The organism is Nocardioides coralli (assembly GCF_019880385.1).
GTDB classification, from domain to species: domain Bacteria; phylum Actinomycetota; class Actinomycetes; order Propionibacteriales; family Nocardioidaceae; genus Nocardioides; species Nocardioides coralli.
This window is the reverse complement of sequence record NZ_CP082273.1, coordinates 192,674-213,083: the sequence shown is the minus strand read 5'-3', so window position 1 is coordinate 213,083 and position 20,410 is coordinate 192,674. Positions and strand designations below refer to the sequence as shown.

Here is a 20,410-nt window from a genome sequence, read left to right as displayed (position 1 = left end):
GGGGGGTCAGCCGCCGAGGCGGTTGAGGTTGCGGCTGTAGTTGGTGGCCTGGGCGTCATCGGTGCCCATCGCGTCCTTCTCGGTGCCGACGAGGGCGCCCTCGAACTCGTTGAGCGCGCTCACGATCACCTTCTGCTTCTCCGTCCACGCCCGGTGGAGGGTGAAGAAGGCCTGGCCCCCGGCGCCCGCCCACTTGCCCTGCAGGGCGGCGATCTGGCCCTCGAGCTTGCCGCTGAGGCGGTCGAAGTCCTGCTTGGCCTCGGCCACCAGCCCGGCCGCCTTGGTGAGCGTGCCCTCGCCCATTCCCATCTCGTTGCTCGACATGTCGCCTCTTCCTCGTCGTCGGGCGGCCCGTCTGCCGCACGGACGTGTCGCTGTCGCCTCGATCCGTCTGCCCCACGGTTCCCCCGTCCGGGCACTCGGGCTCCTACCCGCGCCGCGGAGCGCTAAACCTCAGGGCGCCAGTTCCCACAGGGTCCGGAAGAGCCCCGAGGAGACGACCACGCTGCCCAGCGCGGCAGCAGCCGCGAAGCCCTCGGCGACCTCTGCCCGGCGTGACCACCACACCGACCGCCAGCCCCGACCGGTGGCGACGGCGACCACCACGAGCAGCACCCCGAGGGCGAGCGTGGTCGCCAGGACGGCCACGAGGAGCCCGCCGTCCGTCGCGGGGAGGAGGTCCCACGCCAGCGCCGACCAGCACCCGAGGCCCCCGACACGCAGGAGCGCCCGCGCGCCCCCGTGGCGGTGACTGCGGGCTGTCAGCAGCAGGGCGGCGCCGGCGAAGAACACGAGGGACCGGGCCCCGACCCGGTCGAAGAGCGGAGTGGCGACCTGGAGCGTCTGGTGGGCCGCGAGCGCCGCCACGACGGCGATCGCCACCGCGGTGGCGACCAGGGTGCGGCCGGCCCGGGCCGCGACGGCGGCGACCTCCGCAGGGCGCACCACGACCCGGCCGCGCCGTCCCCCCGGCCGCTCCCGCGCGGACCACGCCGTGACCGCGAGCCGCTCGAGGTCGATGAGGTGGTGGTCGGGGACGTCGACCACCAGCAGCGGCACGAACCGTGCGGCGAGGACGGCGGCCACGAGCAGCACCGACCACACCACCGCCGGACCCAGCCCCAGGACCGCGGCGAGCAGGGCCACGCCAAAGACCGTTCCACCGGCCACCACCCACACCCGCAGCCCCTCGTCGGGTCCCGCGGACAACGCCCGGCCCACCGCCGCGGTCGCGGCCGCGGCGACGCCGGCGATGCCGACCACGAGGGGGAGGCGCTCGGTGACCGGGTCCCACACCACGGCGTACGCCGCAGCGGCCGCGAACGCGGGTGCGGCGAGCACCCGGTGGTCGGCCAGCCGGCCCACCGGCAGCACCGAGACCGTGGCCGAGGCGGCGAGGAGCACGACGGCGGTGCTGCGGGCTCCCGGGCTCTCGGTGTGGGCCGCGAGCCAGCCGGTGAGCGCGGCCAGGGCGGCCGCCCCCCAGAAGCCGGCGGCAGCGAGGCGGCCGGGCACCCGGGCGGCCGGGCGTCCTCCCGCGCGGGCAGGGGGCGGGACGGTCGGCGCGGCCGCGGCGGCGGCGACCAGGACGGCACCCGTGGCCACGCCCGCCTGCCGCATCGTCTGGTCGGCACGCATCTCCGCGCCGCGAGCCGTGTAGAGCACCGGGACGGTCGCGAGCGAGGTCTGCTCGGCGTACTCCCGGGCGACGTCGGCGGCGTCCGCGCCGGGTGGCACCACGAGGTCGAGCACGCCGGCAGGGCCGTGGATGCTCACCGCGATGGTGTCCGAGCCCGCCATCTTCCGTCCCCTCGTGCTGCGTGTGCGGCGAGCGTAGTCGCTGGCCTCCGTCGGCCCGGCCCGCTCACCTATGATCAGCCGCGCGCAGCAGCAGAACGGATGGGAGTCCGGTGAGCACGACGCTTCGGGGCACGCGGCTCGAGGAGCCCGAGATGCCGTCGGGACGGATCGTCCTGCAACCGCCGCCCGAGATCGAGCCGCACGAGGGCGCCAGCGGCGTCCTCATGAACGCCATCCCGATGCTGGGCAGCTTGGGCTCGATCGTGCTCGTGGCCTCGATGGCCGGCCAGGCGGGTGGCGCCAACGCCGGTCGCAGCTACATCGCCGCCGGCATGTTCCTCTTCGCCACCCTCGGCTTCATCGTGGTGCAGATCGACCGGCAGCGGAAGCAGCGCGCCCAGCAGGTCACGGGGTCGCGCACCGAGTACCTGCGCTACCTCGGCAACGTCCGCGAGGTGGCGCGCGAGGCCGCCGACCAGCAACGCCGGGCGTTGCTCTGGCACCACCCCGAGCCGAGCGCCCTGCCGGCTCTCGCCGAGGAACGGTCCCGTGTCTGGGAGCACGGCACCGGTGACGACAACTTCCTGCACGTCCGCTACGGCACCTGCACCCAGCCGCTCTCCACCGAGCTGGTGCCCCCGGAGAGCGCGCCCGTCGACCAGGTCGACCCCGCGGCGGCGTCGGCGCTCCACCGGCTGCTCGTGGTGCACCGGCTCCAGCCGGACCTCCCGGCGAGCATCGACCTGCGGGCCTTCGACCGCGTCGAGCTCTGCGGCGGCGAGGAGCAGGTGCGGTCGCTGGCGCGGGCGATGATCTGCTCGGCGACGGCCTTCCACGCACCCGAGCACCTGCTGGTGGCGGTCCTGGCTCGCGAGGACCACCTGGTGCACTGGGACTGGCTGAAGTGGCTGCCGCACGCCCAGAGCCCCCGCGAGCGCGACGCCGTCGGACCCCAGCGGATCGTCACCACCTCGCTCGACGAGCTCGCCTCCCTGCTGCCGCCCGACCTCGCCGACCGCTCCCGCTTCGGGGCGTCCGAGCCGCCGGCGACCCCGCACATCCTGCTGGTCACCGACGGGGCCACGCTGCCGCCCGGCAACCACGTCGTACCCCCCGACGGCCTGCACGGCGTCACGGTGCTCGACCTCCCCGTGCGGTGGGACGAGCTGGAGGACCACAGCCGGCTGCGGCTGGAGCTCACCGGCGAGGAGCCGGTGCGCGGACGACAGCCGCTGCTCGCCGTGCGGGTGCGGGAGGAGCCGGTCCGGGCGACGGGCGACCAGTGCGACCTCGCCACCGCCGAGGCGTTCGCACGCCGGCTCACGCCACTCCACACCGTCGCCTCGCGCCAGACCGAGCCGAGCGGGGAGATCACCGGGCCCTCGGACTTCACCGACCTGCTCGGGCTGGGCGACGTCCATGCCCTCGAGCCCGCGGCGGGCTGGCGCCCGCGTCCGGCCCGCGACCGGCTGCGGGTGCCGATCGGGGTCGGCGAGGGCGGCGCCCCGGTCCACCTCGACCTCAAGGAGAGCGCCCAGCAGGGCATGGGGCCGCACGGCCTCGTCATCGGCGCCACGGGCTCGGGCAAGTCGGAGTTCCTCCGCACGCTCGTGCTCGGGCTCGCGATGACCCACTCCCCCGAGCAGCTCAACATGGTGCTGGTCGACTTCAAGGGGGGCGCGACCTTCGCCGGCATGGCGCGGATGCCCCACGTCTCGGCGGTCATCACCAACCTGGCCCAGGAGCTCACCCTGGTCGACCGCATGCAGGACGCGTTGTCGGGGGAGATGGTGCGCCGCCAGGAGCTGCTGCGGGAGGCCGGCAACGTCGCCTCGGTCCGCGACTACGAGCGGGCCCGCAGCGCGGGCGAGGACCTCCCACCCCTGCCGTCGCTGTTCATCGTGGTCGACGAGTTCAGCGAGATGCTCTCGGCCAAGCCGGAGTTCATCGACCTGTTCGTCGCCATCGGGCGCCTGGGCCGTTCCCTCGGGCTCCACCTGCTGCTGGCCTCGCAGCGGCTCGAGGAGGGGCGGCTGCGTGGCCTGGAGTCCCACCTGTCCTACCGGATCGGGTTGCGGACGTTCAGCGCCGGCGAGTCCCGGGCCGTGCTCGGCGTTCCCGACGCCTACGAGCTGCCGTCCGTCCCGGGCCTGGGCTACCTCAAGCCCGATCCCACCTCGATGCTCCGGTTCAAGGCGGCCTACGTCTCCGGCCCGCCGAGCGGACAGCCACGCGTACGCCGCGACCAGGGCGGCCACCTGCAGGGGATCCTCCCGTTCACGGTCGCGAAGGTGGTCGACCCGACCGCGTCGACCGCTCCCGCTCCCGAGCCCGCGCCTGCGCCGGCGCCGGCCGAGCAGGACTCGCTGCTCGACGTCGCCGTGGCCAGGATGGCCGGTCACGGGCCGTCCGCCCACCAGGTGTGGCTGCCGCCGCTCGACGTCCCCGACACCCTCGACGACCTCATGGCCGACCTCGCCGTCGAGCCGGAGCTCGGCCTGGTGTCGCGGCAGTGGCGGGCGCTCGGCGGCCTCGTCGTCCCGATCGGCACCGTCGACCGGCCGCGCGAGCAGCGCCGCGACACGCTGTCGGTCGACCTCGGCGGAGCCGCTGGCCACGTCGCCGTCGTCGGTGGCCCACGCAGCGGGAAGAGCACCCTGCTGCGGACCATCGTCACCAGCCTGGCGCTGACCACCACCCCGCAGGAGTCGCAGTTCTTCGTGCTCGACTTCGGTGGCGGCACCTTCGCCCCGCTCGCGCGGTTGCCGCACGTGTCGGGAGTCGGCACCCGGGCCGAGCCCGACGTGGTGCGCCGGGTCCTGGCCGAGGTGCACGGGATCGTCGACCGGCGCGAGGCGTACTTCCGGGCGCAGGGCATCGACTCGATCGAGACCTACCGGAGCAGGCGGTCCCGGGGACAGGCCGACGACGGGTACGGCGACGTCTTCCTCGTCGTCGACGGCTGGTCGACGCTGCGGGCCGACTTCGACGAGATCGAGCTCGAGATCCAGCAGCTGTCGGCCCGCGGTCTGACCTTCGGCGTCCACATCGTGGCGGCGGCGTCGCGCTGGGCCGACTTCCGCTCCGCGATGCGCGACGTCTTCGGGACCAGGCTCGAGCTCCGACTCGGCGACGCCCTCGACTCCGAGATCGACCGCAAGGTCGCCCAGCTCGTGCCGACGGGTCGCCCGGGTCGCGGCCTGGTGCCCGGCAAGCAGCACTTCCTCGGCGCCCTCCCCCGCATCGACGGCCAGCCGGTGGCCGAGACCGTCGGTGACGGTGTGGACGACCTCGTCGCCCGCGTCACGGCCGCCTGGTCGGGTCCGGAGGGCCCCAAGCTGCGGCTGCTGCCCGAGCGGATCGGCCTCGACGCGGTGCGCGACCAGGCCGCGTCGCGGGGGCTGGCGGAGCAGCTGCTGCTGCTCGGCGTCGATGAAAAGGAGCTGGCCCCGGTCGCCCTCGACGCCGACAGCGAGCCCCACCTGCTGGTGCTCGGCGACGGCCGCTCCGGCAAGAGCTCGGTGCTGCGGGCCTATCTCCGGGAGGTCATGCGCACCCGCACCCCCCAGCAGGCCCAGCTCGTGGTGGTCGACTACCGTCGGGCGCTGCTGGGTGAGGTGCCGGAGGAGTACCTCCTCAACTACCTCACCTCGGGCGCCCAGGCCGGTCCGGTGCTCCGCGACCTGGCCGACTACCTGCAGAACCGGATCCCCGGCGAGGCCGTCACCCCGGAGCAGCTGCGCAACCGGACGTGGTGGCAGGGAGCGGAGGTCTTCGTCGTCGTCGACGACTACGACCTCGTCGCCACCCAGCAGAGCTCGCCGGTCGCGGCCCTGCAGCCGCTGATGGCCCAGGCTCGTGACGTCGGCCTCCACGTCGCGGTGGCGCGCCGCTCCGGGGGCGCGTCCCGGGCGATGTACGAGCCGGTGCTGCAGTCGATGCGCGACCTCGCGATGCCCGGCCTCCTGCTGTCCGGCAGCCCGGACGAGGGGCCGCTGATCGGCAACCTCAAGCCGACCCCCTCACCGCCCGGGCGGGGGCGGCTGGTCACCCGCGACCGCGGCGTCGAGACGCTGCAGACCGCCTGGACCGACGTGGCGCTCTGACGCTGCCCAGCGCCGACTCGGTCAGCGGCGACCCGCGCCGAACACCCCCCGGGCGATCTCGCGGGCGGCGGTACGCATGAAGTCCTTGAAGACGGGCGAGGAGACCACGTCCTGCACGAGGTCACGCTCGTCCCACCGCTGGGGCGCGGGAGCCTCCGGGCCCTTCGACGTGGTCGCCGGCGGCTGCTCCGCCTCCGCCTTGCGCGCGCCCTCCTCGAGCCGCGCCGCGAGCCGTTCGCGTGCGGAGTCGCGGTCGACCGCCTCGGCGTAGCGCGCGTGGCGCGGGCTGGCCTCGACGATCGCCTGCATGGCGGCCGGGTCGGCCGGCCCCATGAGCGACTCGGGCGCGCGCAACATCGTCCAGGCCACCGGTGTCGGAGCGCCGCGTTCGTCCATCACGGTCACGACCGCCTCACCGATCCCGAGGGAGGTGAGCACGGCACCGAGGTCGTCGTAGGCGCTGGTGGGATAGGTCGCGACGGTCGCCCGCAGCGCCTTCGCGTCGTTGGGGGTGTGGGCCCGCAGCTGGTGCTGGACCCGCGACCCCAGCTGCGCGAGCACCTCGTCGGGGACGTCGGTGGGTTGCTGGGTCACGAAGAACACACCGACGCCCTTGGACCGGATCAGGCGCACCGTCTGGGCCACCTGGTCGAGGAACGCCTCGGAGGCGTCGTCGAAGAGCAGGTGTGCCTCGTCGAAGAAGAAGACGAGCTTGGGCCGATCGGTGTCGCCGACCTCCGGGAGGTCGTTGAAGAGGTCGGCGAGGAGCCACATGAGGAAGGTCGAGAACACGGCGGGGCGGTCCTGCAGCTCGGGCAGCTCGACCAGGCTGATGAGGCCACGTCCCTCGACGGTCTGGAGCAGCTCCTCGGAGGCGAACTCCGGCTCGCCGAAGAACGCGGCGGCGCCCTGGTTCTCGAAGGCGACGAGCTCGCGCAGGATCACACCAGCGGTGGCCGACGACAGCCCGCCGAGCTCCTTCAGCTCGGCCTTGCCCTCCTCGCTCACGAGGTGGTGCACCACGGCGCGGAGGTCGGCGAGGTCGAGCAGCGGCAGGCCGTGGGTGTCGGCGTAGTGGAAGATCAGGCCCAGGCTCGACTCCTGGGTCTGGTTGAGTCCCAGGACCTTGCTCAGCAGCACGGGGCCGAAGGCACTCATGGTGACCCGCAGCGGGATCCCGGTGCCCTGGCCGCCGAGCGCGTAGAACTCGACCGGGAAGGCGGTGGCGGTCCACTCCTGGCCGACCGAGGACGCCCGCTCCTGGATCCGGGGCCCGTCCTCACCGGCGACGGCGAGGCCGGAGAGGTCCCCCTTCACGTCGGCCGCGAAGACGGGTACGCCGTGGGCGCTGAGCTGCTCGGCGAGCAGCTGCAGGGTCTTGGTCTTGCCGGTACCGGTGGCGCCGGCGACGAGACCGTGGCGGTTGAGCATCGCGAGGGGGATGCGGACCCGGGTGCCGGTGATGGTCGAGGCGTCGGCCATCAGACCCCCGAGCTCCAGCGACGGCCCGGTGAACTCGTAGCCGGGTGCGACCGCAGCCTCGATGGGGTGCTGCTCGCTCATGGTCGGAACCTACCCCGTCGTTAGACTCCCCCCGTGATCTTCAAGCGCGTGGGCCTGGGGCGGCCCTACCCCGACCACGGGCTGACGTCCCAGGCCTGGGCCGCCCTGCCGCCGCGCCAGATCCGACTCGACGAGCTGGTGACGACCAAGGACACGCTGCGCCTCGACGCGCTCCTCGACGAGGACTCCACCTTCTACGGCGACCTCTTCGCCCACGTGGTCGAGTGGCAGGGCGAGTACTACCTCGAGGACGGCCTCCACCGGGCGCTCCGCGCAGCGCTCCAGCAGCGCAACGTCCTCCACGCCCGGGTCCACTCGGTGGCGGGCTGACGTGGACGCCCGCCTGAAGTCACTCGTGACGCTCCTCGTCCTCGGCGGGCTGCTGGTGCTGGCGACGGTGTGGGGCTGGTCCGCCCTCACCGAGCCCTTCCCGGAGAAGGCGGACCCGCCGATCTGTGTCGACCGCGACTTCGAGCAGGGCGACACGGTGGCCCGCCGCGACGTGACGGTGAGTGTCTGGAACGCCAGCAACCGCAACGGGCTGGCGGGGTTGACGATGGACCTCCTCACCGACGTGGGGTTCTCGCGCGGCCAGGAGGGCAACGCCCCGGACGGCGCCGAGGTGAAGCGGGTGCAGGTGTGGACCGGGCTGCCGAAGAAGCACCCCGCCGTCCGGCTGGTGGCTCGCAAGCTCGGCAAGAAGGTGAAGGTCGTCGACCGGACCCCCGACGTCGCCGGCGTGCTGGTGGTCGTCGGCAACGCCTTCGACGACCTGGCCAAGGGCGGCCCCCGGAAGGTCCAGGCGGATGAGTCCGTGGTCATCTGCGGCCCGCCGGCGGTGAGCTGACTCAGCCGCCGCGTCCCTCGGGCGGCTGCAACCACTGCGCCAGCCGGCCGCCGGAGGAGACCTTGCGGAGCCGCGCCTCGGTCTCCTCCCGCAGCTTGCGGGGCGTGACCACCAGCAGGTCGTCGCCGTGGCGCAGCACCGTCCGGCGCTCGGGCACCAGCGTCTCCCCCGAGCGGATGATCATCGACACCGAGGCGCCGACCGGCAGCCGGAGCTCGCCGACCTCGACGCCGTGGAGCCGGGAGACCGGGCTGATGGTGACCTGGAGCAGGTCGGCCGCGATGCGGTCCAGCGGCGCCGCCTCCAGGTCGAGCCCGCGCGGCTCGGAGCGGCGCGCGACCCGGAGCCAGCGGGCCACCGTGGGCAGCGTGGGGCCCGTCAGGACGGTGTAGACCACGACCATGACGAAGACCAGGTCGAACAGCCGCCCCGACCCGTCCACGTCCTCCGAGAGCGGGATGGTCGTCAGCACGATCGGCACCGCGCCACGGAGGCCGGCCCACGACAGGAACGACAGCTCCCGCCAGGAGAGCCCGGAGCCCAACGCGCTCGCCAGGACCGACAGCGGCCTCGCGACGAAGGTCAGCACGAGCCCGGCGGCGAGGGCGAGCCCGACGGTCTGCAGCGAGATCCGGCCCGGCGAGAGCAGCAGCCCCAGCATCACGAAGAGCCCGATCTGCGCCAGCCAGGCGACGCCCTCTGCGAAGGACCGCGTCGCGACCCGGTGGGGCAGCTCGCTGTTGCCGAGCACCAGCGCGGCGACGTAGACCGCGGCGAACCCCGAGCCGTGCACGGCGTTCGAGACGCCGTAGGCGAGGAAGGCGAAGCTCATCACGGCCAGCGGGTAGAGACCGCTGGAGGGGAGCGCAGCACGGCGCATGACCCAGGCGCCTCCGAAGCCGAGCACCAGCCCCGCGACCGCGCCGACCGCCAGTTCCCACACGACGATCCCCGCCGCCCCGAGCGCGCCGTGGTCGGCCAGTCCCCCGGTGGAGATGAGGGTCACCAGCACCACCGTGGGGGCGTCGTTGAGACCCGACTCGGACTCGAGCGAGCCGACGAGGCGCCGGGGCAGCGGGACCACGCGGAGCACCGAGAACACCGCCGCCGCGTCGGTCGGGGACGTGACGGCGCCGAGGAGCACCGCCAGCTCCCACGGCAGCCCGAGGAGGTAGTGGCCGGCGACCGCCACCACGACGATGGACGTGGCGACCCCGACGGTGGCGAGCAGGACGCCGAGCCGGAAGCTCGGTCTCACCTCGCGCCAGCTGGTGGTGAGACCGCCCTCGGCCAGGATGACCGCCAGCGCGGCGAAGCCCAGCGCGTGGGCGAGCTGGGCGTCCTCGAACTGGATGCCGAGCCCGTCCTCGCCGAGGGCCACCCCCATCAGGAGGTAGAGCAGCAGGCTGGGCATGCCCACCCGGAAGGAGACCCGCACGGCGAGGATCGCCAGCAGGGTGACGGCGCTGCCCACGAGCACGAAGGTGTCGAGCTCGTGGACGTCGAAGGTCACTCGTCACCTCGGGCGGACGCGGCGGGCGGCTGCGCCGCAGTGTATCGGTGCGCGCGCGTGCCCGTCCGCGCGCGACGTCACCCGGGACGGTGCCTAGGGAACCGACTGCACGTCGTCGGGCGGGGTGTAGTCGGGCAGCCCGGCAACCAGCGACCGCGCGACGAAGCCGTTGCGGACCCGCTGCGGGTGGTCGCCCACCGGGACGGTCCGGTCGATGCGTCCGGTGCGGTAGGAGATGCGGGAGACCTCGTCGGTGCCGCTCCAGGAGATGTAGCAGAACCGGCCGTCACGGCTCGGCGTCACCCAGTAGGGCTTGCCGTCCTCCTTGCGCAGCAGCGGGCCACGCCGCCGCGTGCGGGCGTCCACCACGGTCGCGTAGTCGGACATGGTCCCCGCGACGCAGATGTCGGTGCCGGCCGGGTTCAAGGCGATGCCGTGGTGCGCGGAGTCGAGGAGGTACTGCTCGCGCGGGGTGTCCTTCACCAGGTTGGGCAGCCTGGTGAAGCGCTGCACCCGGCCGCTGCGCAGGCCCATGGAGACGAAGCCGTGGTAGAAGCTCACCTGGAAGTGCACGCGCCGCTCGTCCGGCGACAGCGTCATCGGTCGTACTGCCGTGCTCATGTTCTCGCGGCCCAGCCGGTCGAACTTCTTCCGCAGGTCGTAGCGGCGGAGCACCTCGAACTGGCCCTCGGAGTCCGGGCGCCGGGCGTCGACGAGCTGGAAGACCCGCTCCCCCTTGGTCGGGTCGGCCTCACCCTGGTCGAGCGGGGTGTAGACGGTGCCGATGCTGGCGTGGAGCACCTTGCGGCCGCCGTCGACGAAGACGCTCTCGTGGGGTGAGCCACCGGAGGGGAAGGACCCGATCTCCTTGCCGTCACGGACCCGGAGCACGTGCACGAGGTTGGCGGTCGAGGCGCTGACGACGACCCGCTTGCCGTTCGGCGAGATCGCCATGTGGTCGGAGCGGTGGCCAGCGACGGGGAAGCGCCATGCGATCTCGCCGGTGTCGAGCCGGATGGCCACGACGTCGGCGTACGACGGGCGCGAGACGATCAGCAGCTTCCCGTCAGCCGAGGAGTACATGTCGTCGACGTACTGGTTGTTGCCCTCGCCGATCGCCTCGCGGATGGCGAGGAAGTAGGCCAGCCGTTCGGGGTTGAGGGCGATCTCCTGCATCCGCTGCTCGCGGTCCGGGATGATGTTGATCCGGCCGAGCTGCCGGAAGGAGCCCGGGGCGAGGACGGTGGCGGTGCCGTCCCAGTTGTTGCCGACGAAGACGGCGTTCCGGACGTCGCCGGACGGCTGCTGGCCGTCCGACGCACCGGCGGGCGGGATCCCGACCAGCATCAGCACAGCCACGACAACCACCGTGAGCCTGGCTCTCACGAACTCCTCCTCGTGCCGGGGTCGAGGTCCCAACGAGGTGCGGCGCGGAGAGGTTATGGAGCCGCCCGACTGCTCAGACGAGGTCGTGGACGAACTCGCCCAGCTGGGCGAGGTTGCGGCACTCGACCATCGGGACGATCGCCGCGTAGCGGCTGGCCGCCGAGTCGCCGGTGTCCCAGTGGCGCGGGTGCTCGGGGTTGAGCCACCAGGCGTGGCGAGCCGCACCCACCAGCGCGCGGAGCCGTTCCTCGGCGAGGTCGCTGTAGTTGGAGCGTGCGTCGCCCAGGACCAGGAGGGACGTCTTCGGCCCGACGGCGTCGCCGTGGCGCTCCGCGAAGGCGGTGAGCGCCCGCCCGTAGCTCGTCCGGCCCCACAGCGCCGCGTGGGCGGTGCTCGCGGCCAGGTCGGCCATCGTGTCGACAGGGTCGGCCCCCGGCCGGAAGTGGTGGGTCACCTCGTGCACGTCGTCGACGAACGTGAAGGCCCGGACCTTGGTGAACTGCTCCCGCAGCGCGAAGACCAGCAGGAGCGTGAACTGCGCGAAGCTGGCCACCGAGCCGCTGACGTCGCACAGCACCACCAGCTCGGTGCGGCGTGGCCGCCGTGGGCGGTGGTGGGTCACGAGCGGCACGCCGCCCGTCGAGAGCGACGCGCGGACCGTGCGCCGGACGTCCAGCGGCCCCCGCCGGCGCGCGTGCCGCTCCTGGGTCAGCCGGGTCGCGAGCCGCCGGGCGAGCGGGTAGATCTCGCGACGCATCTCCTCGAGGTCCGCACGCCGTGCGGCGGTGAAGTCGAGGCGGTCGATGGTGGGCCGCACCGCCACGTCGGCGACGTGGCCGGGTCCCTTCTCCTCCGCGATCCTGCGCCGCGCGTCGTCCTCGGCGAGCCGGGTGAACTCGCCGACCCGGCGCCCGGCGGCCCGGCGTGCCTCCGGCGCGGTGCGGCCGGTGCCGAGGAGGGCGGCGACGATCCGGTCGGTGAGCTCGGTGGGGTCCACCCGCCGCAGGGCCGTGTACGCAGACCAGCTGCTGAGCCCGGGGGCCCGGCCGGGCAACGCCCCGAAGCGGTCGACTGCCTCCACCGCGAGGTCGGCCAGCGCCGCCTGGTCGCCGGCGGAGAGTGCCGCCTCGAGCCGCTCGCGGAGGTCACGGAGCGCGCGGCCGTCGTCGCGCACGACCGGGCCCCCGTCCGCGTCGTCGTCCCCGGCCTCGTCGTCCCCGGCCTCGTCGTCACCCTGCGGTGACGCGCCCCGACCGACCAGACGCGGGAAGTAGAGGTCGAACAGCGCGTCGAAGGTCGGGCGCTGCGACTGCCGCTTCACCAGCGTCGCGGCGTACCCGGCCCGCACGGTGGCGCGGTCGTGCCACGGCAGCACCGACAGCGCGGCGACGGCGTCGAGGTCCTCGGCCAGGGACACCGGCAACCCTGCTCCCCGGAGGGCCTCCAGGAAGTCGATGTGGCGGGCGACCAGGGTGCTCATGGGGCGAGGCCCAGCTCCTTGACCGCGCGCTCCTGGTCCGAGGAGTGCTTGAGGACGGCACCCAGGGTGCTCGCGATCGCCACCTCGTCGAGGGTGCCGATCTGCAGGGCGACCAGGGTGCGGGCCCAGTCGACCGACTCCGCGATCGAGGGCGCCTTCTTGAGGTCGAGGTCGCGCAGCCGCCCGATCACGTCGACGAGCCGGCCCGCGACCCGGCGCTCGATGTCGGGCACCTGCTGGGTGACGATCTCGAGCTCGCGGTCGGCGTCCGGGTAGTCGAGGTGGAGGTAGAGGCAGCGCCGCTTGAGCGCCTCGGACAGCTCGCGGCTGGCGTTGGAGGTGAGGACGACGTAGGGCCGGCGAATGGCGGCGACGGTGCCGAGCTCGGGGATGGTGACCTGGAAGTCCGAGAGCACCTCGAGCAGCAGCCCCTCGACCTCGACGTCGGTCTTGTCGACCTCGTCCACCAGCAGCACGGTCGGCTGCTCGCGGCGGATCGCGGTCAGCAGCGGCCGCGTCAGCAGGAACTCCTCGGTGAACACGTCGTCGTGGGTCTCCGCCCACGTCCGGTCGGCGCCGCTCGCCTGGATCCGCAGCAGCTGCTTCTTGTAGTTCCACTCGTAGAGCGCCCGCGCCTCGTCGAGGCCCTCGTAGCACTGCAGCCGCACCAGCTCGGCGCCCGTCGCGCGCGAGACCGCCTTGGCCAGCTCGGTCTTGCCGACACCCGCCGGGCCCTCGACGAGCAGCGGCTTCTCCAGCGCGTCCGCGAGGTAGGCCGTGGTCGCCGTCCCGGGGTCGGCGAGGTAGCCCACGTGGCGGAGCCGGTCGGCGGTGGCGGCAGGGTCGTCGAACCAGGTCACTCGGCCATCCTCACACGGGACCTTCGCCCCATCCGGTGCCCAGGGCGTGCGGCCGAGACTCGACGCATCGAGACCGACCGGAGGCCGCCATGAAGCTACCCATCGAGCTCACCTACGAGGAGTGCGCCGAGCTGCTGGACACCCAGCCGGTGGGCCGGGTGGCGCTGTGCACCCCGGACGGTCCCCGGGTCTTCCCCGTCAACTACGTCGTCGTCGACGGCGCCGTGGTCTTCCGGACCACGCCCTACAGCATCCTCGGCATCCACTCCTGGACCACGAAGCTCGCCTTCGAGGTCGACCACGTCGACGGCGAGCACGAGTCGGGCTGGAGCGTCGTGGCCACCGGGCGCGGGGCGCTGGTCGAGGACGCCGACGAGCTCTCCCGGATCCGGCACCTCTGGGACCCGCGGCCGTGGGCGGGCGGGCAACGCTGGCTCTACGTGTCCCTGCACTGCGACGAGCTCACCGGACGACGCATCGCGCCGCGCGCTGCCACAATGACAGGGTGAGCCCGGATCCCGGTGCCGGCCGCGAGCCTGTCCTCGCCGACGGTGGACGGGCGCTCCTCGACGCCGTCGTCGCGATCGGCTCGGACCTCGACCTCCACGCCACGCTGGACCGCATCGTCCGCTCGGCCTGCACCCTGACGGGCGCGACGTACGGCGCCCTCGGTGTGCTCTCCGACGAGCACGACCACCTCGGCGACTTCATCACCCACGGGATCCCCGAGGACCAGCGGGCGCGGATCGGCGACCTGCCGCGGGGCCGCGGAATCCTCGGGTTGCTGATCGACCACCCCGACCCGCTGCGCCTCGACGACCTGACCGCCCACGCCTCCTCGGTGGGCTTCCCGGACAACCATCCCCCCATGCGCACCTTCCTCGGGGTCCCGGTGCGGATCCGGGGGACGGTCTTCGGCAACCTCTACCTGACCGAGAAGGAGGGCGGCGAACCGTTCACGGGCCACGACGAGAGGTTGGTGCAGGCGCTGGCCAATGCGGCCGGCTTCGTCATCGAGAACGCCCGCAGCTACAGCTCCAGCGAGCTGCAGCGGCGTTGGCTGGCCGCCACCGCGGGGCTCGCGGAGGTGCTGGAGCCACCGCTGGACCGGGGCGAGGCCCTGTTGCAGGTGGCGATCGCCGCCCGCAACGCCCTCGGCAAGGACGCCGTGGTCGGGGTGTCCGCACTGACCGGCGAGGGCACCGTCGACGTGCTCGCGATGGACGGTCGAGGCCATGAGGACCTGGCCGCCGTGCTCGAGGACCTCGGCGACCTGGTGAGCCGCGCCGTCACCGACGGCGAGGTCAGCACCGAGGTCGACGCCGACGAGCGGCGTGCGCTCATCGCCCCGCTCCCCACGCACCTGACGCCGAGGACGGCGCTGGTGGCGGTGCAGTCCGCCGCAGCGCCCCTGCAGGACTGGTCGGTGCCGGAGACCCGTGAGCTGATGGCGGCCTTCGCCACCCAGGCGGCGCTCTCCCTCGACCGGCTGCAGGCGGTCCACGACCAGGAGGAGCTGGCGCTCGTGAGCGACCGCGACCGGATCGCCCGCGACCTCCACGACGTGGTGATCCAGCGGCTCTTCGCCACCGGCCTGCAGCTGCAGGGGGTCCGCGCCCGCGCCCGCTCGCGGGTCGTCGAGGAGCGGATCGACCAGGCGGTGGCGGAGCTGGACGAGACCATCCGGGACATCCGCGCCTCGATCTTCGAGCTGCGCCAGTCCGACCAGGGCCACAGCGTGCGCCGGCAGCTGGCCGACCTGGCGGAGCGCTACACCGAGCCGCTCGGCTTCGCGCCGGTCCTGCGGACCCACGGGCCGGTCGACACGGCCGTCGACGACGCGCTGGCTGAGCCGCTGCTCGCCGTGCTCACCGAGGCGCTGAGCAACACCGCCCGGCACGCCCACGCCTCCAGGGTGCGGGTCGACGTCACCATCGCCGACGGGCAGGTCTCGCTCACCGTCGCCGACGACGGGCTCGGTCTCCCGGCCGGCCGCGACGAGAGCGGCCTGGCCAACCTCCGGCGGCGGGCGGCCGACCTGGGGGGCGCGTGCGAGGTGTCCTCACCCCCGGGAGGCGGCACGCTGCTGCGCTGGCGGGTGCCCCTGTCCTGACGCTCCGGGCGTCAACGCAGCAGCCGGGACGCGAGGACGGCGGCCTGCGTACGCCGCTCGAGACCCAGCTTGGCGAGGATGCTGGAGACGTAGTTCTTGACCGTCTTCTCGGCCAGGAAGAGCCGTTCGCCGATCTGGCGGTTGGTGAGTCCCTCCGCGATCAGGCCGAGGATCTCGCGCTCTCGCTCGGTCAGCTCCGCCAGCTCGTCGGGCAGCTGCTCACCGCTGCGCACGCGGTCGAGGACGCGCGCGGTCAGGCTGGGGTCGATGAGGGACTGGCCGGCGGCGACCCGGCGGATCGTGTCGACGAGGTCGTGCCCGCCGATCTCCTTGAGGACGTAGCCGGAGGCACCGGCGAGGATCGCCGCGAAGAGCGCCTCGTCGTCGTCGTAGGACGTGAGGACGAGCGCGCGGATGTCCGGGTCGACCGAGCGCACCTGGCGACAGACGTCGATGCCGCTGCCGTCGGGCAGCCTGCCGTCGAGGATGGCGACGTCGGGTCGCAGCGCGGGGATCCGGGACGCCGCCTCGGCGGCCAGCCCGGACTGACCGACGACCTCGATGTCGCCGGCGTCCTCGAGCAGCTGGCGCAGGCCACGGCGGACGACCTCGTGGTCGTCGAGCAGGAAGACCCGGATCATGCACCCATCATGCGTCGGGCTCACGGTCCGGCGCACCACCGCGGCCGGCACCGCCGACGAACCGCGAGACACCGCGATCCGCGGATCCCGCCTTCAGGGCCTCCAGCCCCAGCCGGAACTCCTCGGCCATCGCCTCCTCGACGTCCAGCCCGTCACCGGCGATCAGGGCCATGCGGTCGCTGCGCATCGCCTGCTGGGGGAGGTCGGCGAGGACGAAGGCCACCGAGAGTGCCTCCTCGAGCACCTCTCCGGGCTCCACCAGCCAGTTGACCAGGCCCATCCGCTCCGCCTCGGCGGCGCTCACCTCGCGGCCGGTGAGGATGAGGTCCATGGCGCGGCCGTACCCGACCAGGCGCGGCAGCCGACTGGTGGCGCCGTCGATCAGCGGCACTCCCCAGCGTCGGTTGAAGAAGCCGAAGCTGGCGTCGCGGGAGGCGACGCGCAGGTCGCACCAGAGCGCCATCTCGAGGCCACCTGCGACGCAGAAGCCCTCGATGGCGGCGATGACCGGCTTGGAGAGCTGCATCCGGGTCGGTCCCATCGGACCGTTCCCGTCGGGCTCGAGCCGTTGGTCCATGGCCTTGAGGTCGGCGCCGGAGCTGAACACCCCGCCCTCGCCGTAGAGGACGGCGGCGCTCTGCGTGTCGTCCTTGTCGAACTCCTCGAACGCGTCGGCCAGCGAGCCGGCGGTGCGCCAGTCGACCGCGTTGCGCACGGCGGGGCGGTCGATGCTGACGATGGTGACGGGGCCATCCCGTTCGACCCTGACGGTCATGGCTGCTCCTCCGGGGGGTGGTGGCAGAGACCAGTGTCCCCCTGTGGGGGACCCGAGGTGATCATCATCGCGGACCATCTGCATGGCGCAAGTGGGCTAGGGCGCCCACTGGGGTCGGCGGCGATCCCGGCCGCAGCCGCCGCGCGGGCCCCTCACCGCCGTTCACCTAGCATGAGGCGGCCCGACCCGACCGACCCCACCGAGGTGACGATGCCGCTCCACCGGACCCGAACGGCGGTCCTGCTGGTCGTCGTCGCGGCGGGTGTCCTCGCCCCTGCCGCTCCCGCGGCGGCCCACGGCATCGGCGGCGACGCCGCCCACCGCAGCGTCCTCGGGTTCGTGCCGCTCGGCTTCGAGCACATGGTGCTCGGCTGGGACCACCTGCTCTTCGTCGCGGGCGTGCTGGTCATCGCCCGGGACGGGTGGCGCGCCGCCGAGCTCATCACCGTGTTCGTGCTCGGCCACAGCACGACGCTGGTGCTGGCGACCCTGGCGGGCTGGCGGGTGGACCCCGGTGCCGTCGACGTGGTGATCGGCCTCTCCGTCGTCCTCGTCGGGTTGCTCGGCATGTTCGCGACGACGATCCGGTGGGGGCTGTTCGCCGCCGTCGTCGGTGGCTTCGGCCTCGTCCACGGGCTGGGGCTCTCGACGCGGCTGCAGGACCTCGGGCTGCCCGAGGAGGGCGTGCTGTGGCGGGTGCTCGCCTTCAACGCCGGCATCGAGCTCGGCCAGCTCACGGCCATCCTCGCGATGGCGGTCCTGGGTCTGCTCGTCGACACCCTCGTCGACGCCTCCGGGACGTCGCTGCGCAGGCTCGCGTCGGTGGGCGTGTTCGCCGGCGGCGCGGCCGCCACGGCGATCGTGGCCTTCCAGACCTTCTCCACGCCGGCCGACGACGTCGACCTCGTCGCCGGTGAGTCCGACCGGTGCACCGTGGAGCCGCGTACGACGCCCCTGCCCGCCGCGGGCGGTCACGTCCAGCAGTCCTTCTTCGGTCCGGCCGAGGAGGCCCCGCTCGGCGACTTCGGCCACTCGGTCGGCGACGGCTACATCGCGGTGCTCTACCCCGCCGACCTCCCCGCCGCGGACGTCGAGGAGCTGCGCACCTGGGTGGAGGGGGAGGCCGGCGTCGGTGTGCTGGCCGGGGCCCACCCCGACGGCACCGAGCAGGTGCAGGCCCTCACGGCCCGCGACCAGCTCTCCTGCGACGGGCTCGACGTGGCGGCGCTGGAGGAGTTCCGGACCGCCTGGTTCGCGTCGCGCTGAGCGCGTCGCGCGTCCGGGCCCTGGCTCGACGTCTGCTGTCAGCCGGTGACACCGGAGTCCGAGCGAGGGCCGAAACGACCAAGACCCGAACCCACGACCGTGGGTTCGGGTCTCGCGGATGTCCTGTGACATCACCTGTGGCGGTGGCGGAGGGATTTGAACCCTCGGTGGGCTTGCACCCACAAACGCTTTCGAGGCGTTCTCCTTAGGCCGCTCGGACACGCCACCGCCGGGAAGGCTACCGGAGACGCCGGGGCCGCCCGAAATCGGACGGAGTCATCACGGGGTCACCGGTGGCCGCGGAAGAACTCCTCCAGCAGGGCGGCCGAGTCAGCCGCCAGGACACCCGAGACGACCTCGGGCCGGTGGTTGAGGCGGCGGTCACGCACGACGTCCCACAGCGACCCCACCGCACCCGCCTTCTCGTCGTAGGCACCGAAGACCACGCGGTCGACGCGAGCGAGGACCGCAGCGCCGGCGCACATGGTGCAGGGCTCGAGGGTGACCACGAGGGTGCAGCCGTCCAGCCGCCACTCGCCTCGCTCGCGGGCGGCCTCCCGGAGTGCCACCACCTCGGCGTGCGCGGTGGGGTCGGCGTCGGCCTCGCGTCGGTTGCGCCCCGCGCCCAGCACGGTGCCGGACGCGTCGACCACCACCGCGCCCACAGGGACGTCGCCGGTGGCCAGTGCGGCGCGTGCCTGGTCGAGCGCCGCGCGCATCCCGGCGTCGTGGGGCGACGTCACCGGCGGCTCAGGCGGAGGCGAGCCCGACGGTCTCGTCGAACAGCGGGCCGAACCCCAGCCGTCGCGCGACGTCGGAGAGCATCTCGTCGGGATAGAGGTCGAAGTCGTCCAGCAGCACGGCGAGGTCCATGGCCTGCATGCCCAGGTCGCCGAAGATGTCGAGGTCACCGGCCGGCACCTGCTCGTCGTCCTCCTCGGGCGGCGGCAATCCCAGGAAGTCGACGGCCGAGGCAGCCAGCTCCCACTCGTCGGCGGCGGTGACGTCGGAGAGCAGCACCCGGGTGAGCGATCCCGCGACCCGCACGACCACGAAGAAGTCCTCGTCGATGGCCACGAGGCCGACGGCCCCGCCGTCGCCCGGGAACCGACGCAGCGCGTGGGCGAGCGTCTCGACGTCGGCGAGCAGGTCGTGGGCGAGCTCCTCGACCTGCCAGACACCTTCCTCCCGATACGCGGCCACGGCGAAGTCCACACCGTCCAGCTGGTCGGCCATGGCCTCGTCCTCCCTTCGCCGGCCCCACGGATCGGGTCGTCTCCAGAGTGGCAGAGGCCCGGGCCCCGGTCCAGAGGGTTCCTGCCCGACCTGCCGGCACCAGCCCAGCGGCGACTAGGGTTCGGCGCATGCGCACCCACGTCGTGGACCACCCGCTGGTCACCCACAAGCTCACCTACCTCCGCGACGAGACCACCGACTCCCCCACCTTCCGCCGTCTCGCCGACGAGCTGGTCACGCTGCTCGCCTACGAGGCCACCCGGGAGATCCGGGTGTCGCCGAAGGAGATCAACACCCCGGTGGCCCCGACCACCGGGGTGAAGCTGGCCCGCCCGAAGCCGCTGGTGGTCCCGATCCTCCGCGCCGGCCTCGGCATGCTCGACGGCCTCATGCGACTGCTGCCGACCGCCGAGGTCGGTTTCCTCGGGATGATCCGCAACGAGGAGACCCTCGAGGCCTCGACGTACGCCGAGCGGCTGCCCGACGACCTGTCCGGCCGCCAGTGCTACGTGCTCGACCCGATGCTCGCCACCGGCGGCACGCTGGCGGCGGCGATCCGGTTCCTGGTGGACCGTGGCGCCGACGACATCACCGCGATCTGCCTGCTCGCCGCGCCCGAGGGATGCGACCGGCTCGAGCAGGAGCTCTCCGACATCGACATCCCGATCACCGTGGTGACCGCGGCCATGGACGAGAAGCTCAACGACAAGGGATACATCGTGCCGGGGCTCGGCGATGCCGGCGACCGGCTCTACGGCGTCGCCGACTGACCCACGCCCCCAGCCCTCCTCGCGACGGTGCGTGACCCACGACGCGGCCGACAG

The 20,410-nt window shown here is 73.3% G+C and carries 18 protein-coding genes and 1 tRNA gene; 7 read left to right on the top strand and 12 right to left on the bottom strand.

All coding sequences use genetic code 11. The annotated features are described in order from the left end of the window. Positions 1–6 precede the first annotated feature (6 nt). The gene (locus K6T13_RS01040; protein WP_222896148.1) at positions 7–324 is read right to left on the bottom strand and encodes a WXG100 family type VII secretion target; all 318 of its coding nucleotides are present in this window, start codon (positions 322–324) and stop codon (positions 7–9) included. Positions 325–453: 129 nt separating this feature from the next. Further along, a complete protein-coding gene (locus K6T13_RS01035) occupies positions 454–1,800 on the bottom strand; it encodes a hypothetical protein (RefSeq protein ID WP_222896060.1) in 1,347 nt (448 codons plus the stop codon). A 110-nt stretch (positions 1,801–1,910) separates the two neighbouring features. Between K6T13_RS01035 and eccCa the strand changes: the two genes are divergently transcribed. Next, complete coding sequence (eccCa, locus tag K6T13_RS01030; protein WP_249423879.1) at positions 1,911–5,906, top strand: type VII secretion protein EccCa; 3,996 nt, start codon at positions 1,911–1,913, stop codon at positions 5,904–5,906. A gap of 21 nt (positions 5,907–5,927) precedes the next feature. Here eccCa and K6T13_RS01025 read toward each other — a convergent pair whose 3' ends face one another. Further along, entirely contained in the window at positions 5,928–7,469 is a 1,542-nt protein-coding gene (locus K6T13_RS01025; protein ID WP_222896044.1) for a helicase HerA-like domain-containing protein, read from the bottom strand. 33 nt (positions 7,470–7,502) lie between these two features. Here K6T13_RS01025 and K6T13_RS01020 point away from each other — a divergent pair, with 33 nt between their 5' ends. Both K6T13_RS01020 and K6T13_RS01015 read left to right on the top strand, forming a co-directional pair. Beyond that, the gene (locus K6T13_RS01020) at positions 7,503–7,799 is read left to right on the top strand and encodes a type II toxin-antitoxin system VapB family antitoxin (protein WP_222896033.1); all 297 of its coding nucleotides are present in this window, start codon (positions 7,503–7,505) and stop codon (positions 7,797–7,799) included. A 25-nt stretch (positions 7,800–7,824) separates the two neighbouring features. Beyond that, positions 7,825–8,316 carry a LytR C-terminal domain-containing protein gene (locus K6T13_RS01015; RefSeq protein WP_222896032.1) on the top strand — a complete coding sequence of 164 codons (492 nt, stop codon included), beginning with the start codon at positions 7,825–7,827 and terminating at the stop codon, positions 8,314–8,316. A gap of 1 nt (position 8,317) precedes the next feature. On the opposite strand, the gene K6T13_RS01010 is transcribed toward K6T13_RS01015, so the two are convergent. The 4 genes from K6T13_RS01010 to K6T13_RS00995 form a co-directional block, all read right to left on the bottom strand. Then, positions 8,318–9,829, bottom strand: coding sequence for a potassium/proton antiporter (locus K6T13_RS01010; protein ID WP_222896031.1), 1,512 nt, complete (start codon positions 9,827–9,829; stop codon positions 8,318–8,320). A gap of 93 nt (positions 9,830–9,922) precedes the next feature. After that, positions 9,923–11,215, bottom strand: coding sequence for a YncE family protein (locus tag K6T13_RS01005; RefSeq protein ID WP_222896030.1), 1,293 nt, complete (start codon positions 11,213–11,215; stop codon positions 9,923–9,925). Between the two features lie 73 nt (positions 11,216–11,288). Then, on the bottom strand, positions 11,289–12,695 hold the full coding sequence (locus K6T13_RS01000; RefSeq protein WP_222896028.1) for a VWA domain-containing protein: 1,407 nt from the start codon (positions 12,693–12,695) through the stop codon (positions 11,289–11,291). Continuing rightward, positions 12,692–13,555, bottom strand: a complete 864-nt coding sequence (locus tag K6T13_RS00995) for an AAA family ATPase (protein ID WP_222896026.1) — start codon at positions 13,553–13,555, stop codon at positions 12,692–12,694. Before K6T13_RS00995 ends, K6T13_RS01000 begins: the two co-directional genes overlap by 4 nt. 89 nt (positions 13,556–13,644) lie before the next feature. Between K6T13_RS00995 and K6T13_RS00990 the strand changes: the two genes are divergently transcribed. After that, positions 13,645–14,064 (top strand): pyridoxamine 5'-phosphate oxidase family protein, encoded by a 420-nt coding sequence (locus K6T13_RS00990; RefSeq protein ID WP_222896024.1) that lies wholly within the window; start codon positions 13,645–13,647, stop codon positions 14,062–14,064. Beyond that, the gene (locus K6T13_RS00985; protein ID WP_222896022.1) at positions 14,061–15,668 is read left to right on the top strand and encodes a GAF domain-containing sensor histidine kinase; all 1,608 of its coding nucleotides are present in this window, start codon (positions 14,061–14,063) and stop codon (positions 15,666–15,668) included. Before K6T13_RS00990 ends, K6T13_RS00985 begins: the two co-directional genes overlap by 4 nt. Positions 15,669–15,679: 11 nt before the next feature. Here K6T13_RS00985 and K6T13_RS00980 read toward each other — a convergent pair whose 3' ends face one another. Both K6T13_RS00980 and K6T13_RS00975 read right to left on the bottom strand, forming a co-directional pair. Beyond that, positions 15,680–16,309, bottom strand: a complete 630-nt coding sequence (locus tag K6T13_RS00980; protein ID WP_222896021.1) for a response regulator — start codon at positions 16,307–16,309, stop codon at positions 15,680–15,682. Positions 16,310–16,316: 7 nt separating this feature from the next. Beyond that, on the bottom strand, positions 16,317–17,084 hold the full coding sequence (locus tag K6T13_RS00975; RefSeq protein WP_222896019.1) for a crotonase/enoyl-CoA hydratase family protein: 768 nt from the start codon (positions 17,082–17,084) through the stop codon (positions 16,317–16,319). Between the two features lie 171 nt (positions 17,085–17,255). On the opposite strand from K6T13_RS00975, the gene K6T13_RS00970 reads away from it, so the two are divergent. Then, positions 17,256–18,350, top strand: coding sequence for a HupE/UreJ family protein (locus K6T13_RS00970; RefSeq protein ID WP_222896017.1), 1,095 nt, complete (start codon positions 17,256–17,258; stop codon positions 18,348–18,350). A gap of 138 nt (positions 18,351–18,488) precedes the next feature. On the opposite strand, the gene K6T13_RS00965 is transcribed toward K6T13_RS00970, so the two are convergent. The 3 genes from K6T13_RS00965 to K6T13_RS00955 form a co-directional block, all read right to left on the bottom strand. Then, positions 18,489–18,578: transfer RNA gene (locus K6T13_RS00965), tRNA-Ser, on the bottom strand. 59 nt (positions 18,579–18,637) lie between these two features. Then, the gene (gene tadA, locus K6T13_RS00960) at positions 18,638–19,069 is read right to left on the bottom strand and encodes a tRNA adenosine(34) deaminase TadA (protein WP_222898085.1); all 432 of its coding nucleotides are present in this window, start codon (positions 19,067–19,069) and stop codon (positions 18,638–18,640) included. Between the two features lie 31 nt (positions 19,070–19,100). Continuing rightward, on the bottom strand, positions 19,101–19,586 hold the full coding sequence (locus K6T13_RS00955) for a tRNA adenosine deaminase-associated protein (RefSeq protein ID WP_222896015.1): 486 nt from the start codon (positions 19,584–19,586) through the stop codon (positions 19,101–19,103). Positions 19,587–19,714: 128 nt separating this feature from the next. Between K6T13_RS00955 and upp the strand changes: the two genes are divergently transcribed. Beyond that, the gene (upp, locus tag K6T13_RS00950) at positions 19,715–20,356 is read left to right on the top strand and encodes a uracil phosphoribosyltransferase (RefSeq protein ID WP_222896013.1); all 642 of its coding nucleotides are present in this window, start codon (positions 19,715–19,717) and stop codon (positions 20,354–20,356) included. Positions 20,357–20,410: the final 54 nt, after the last annotated feature.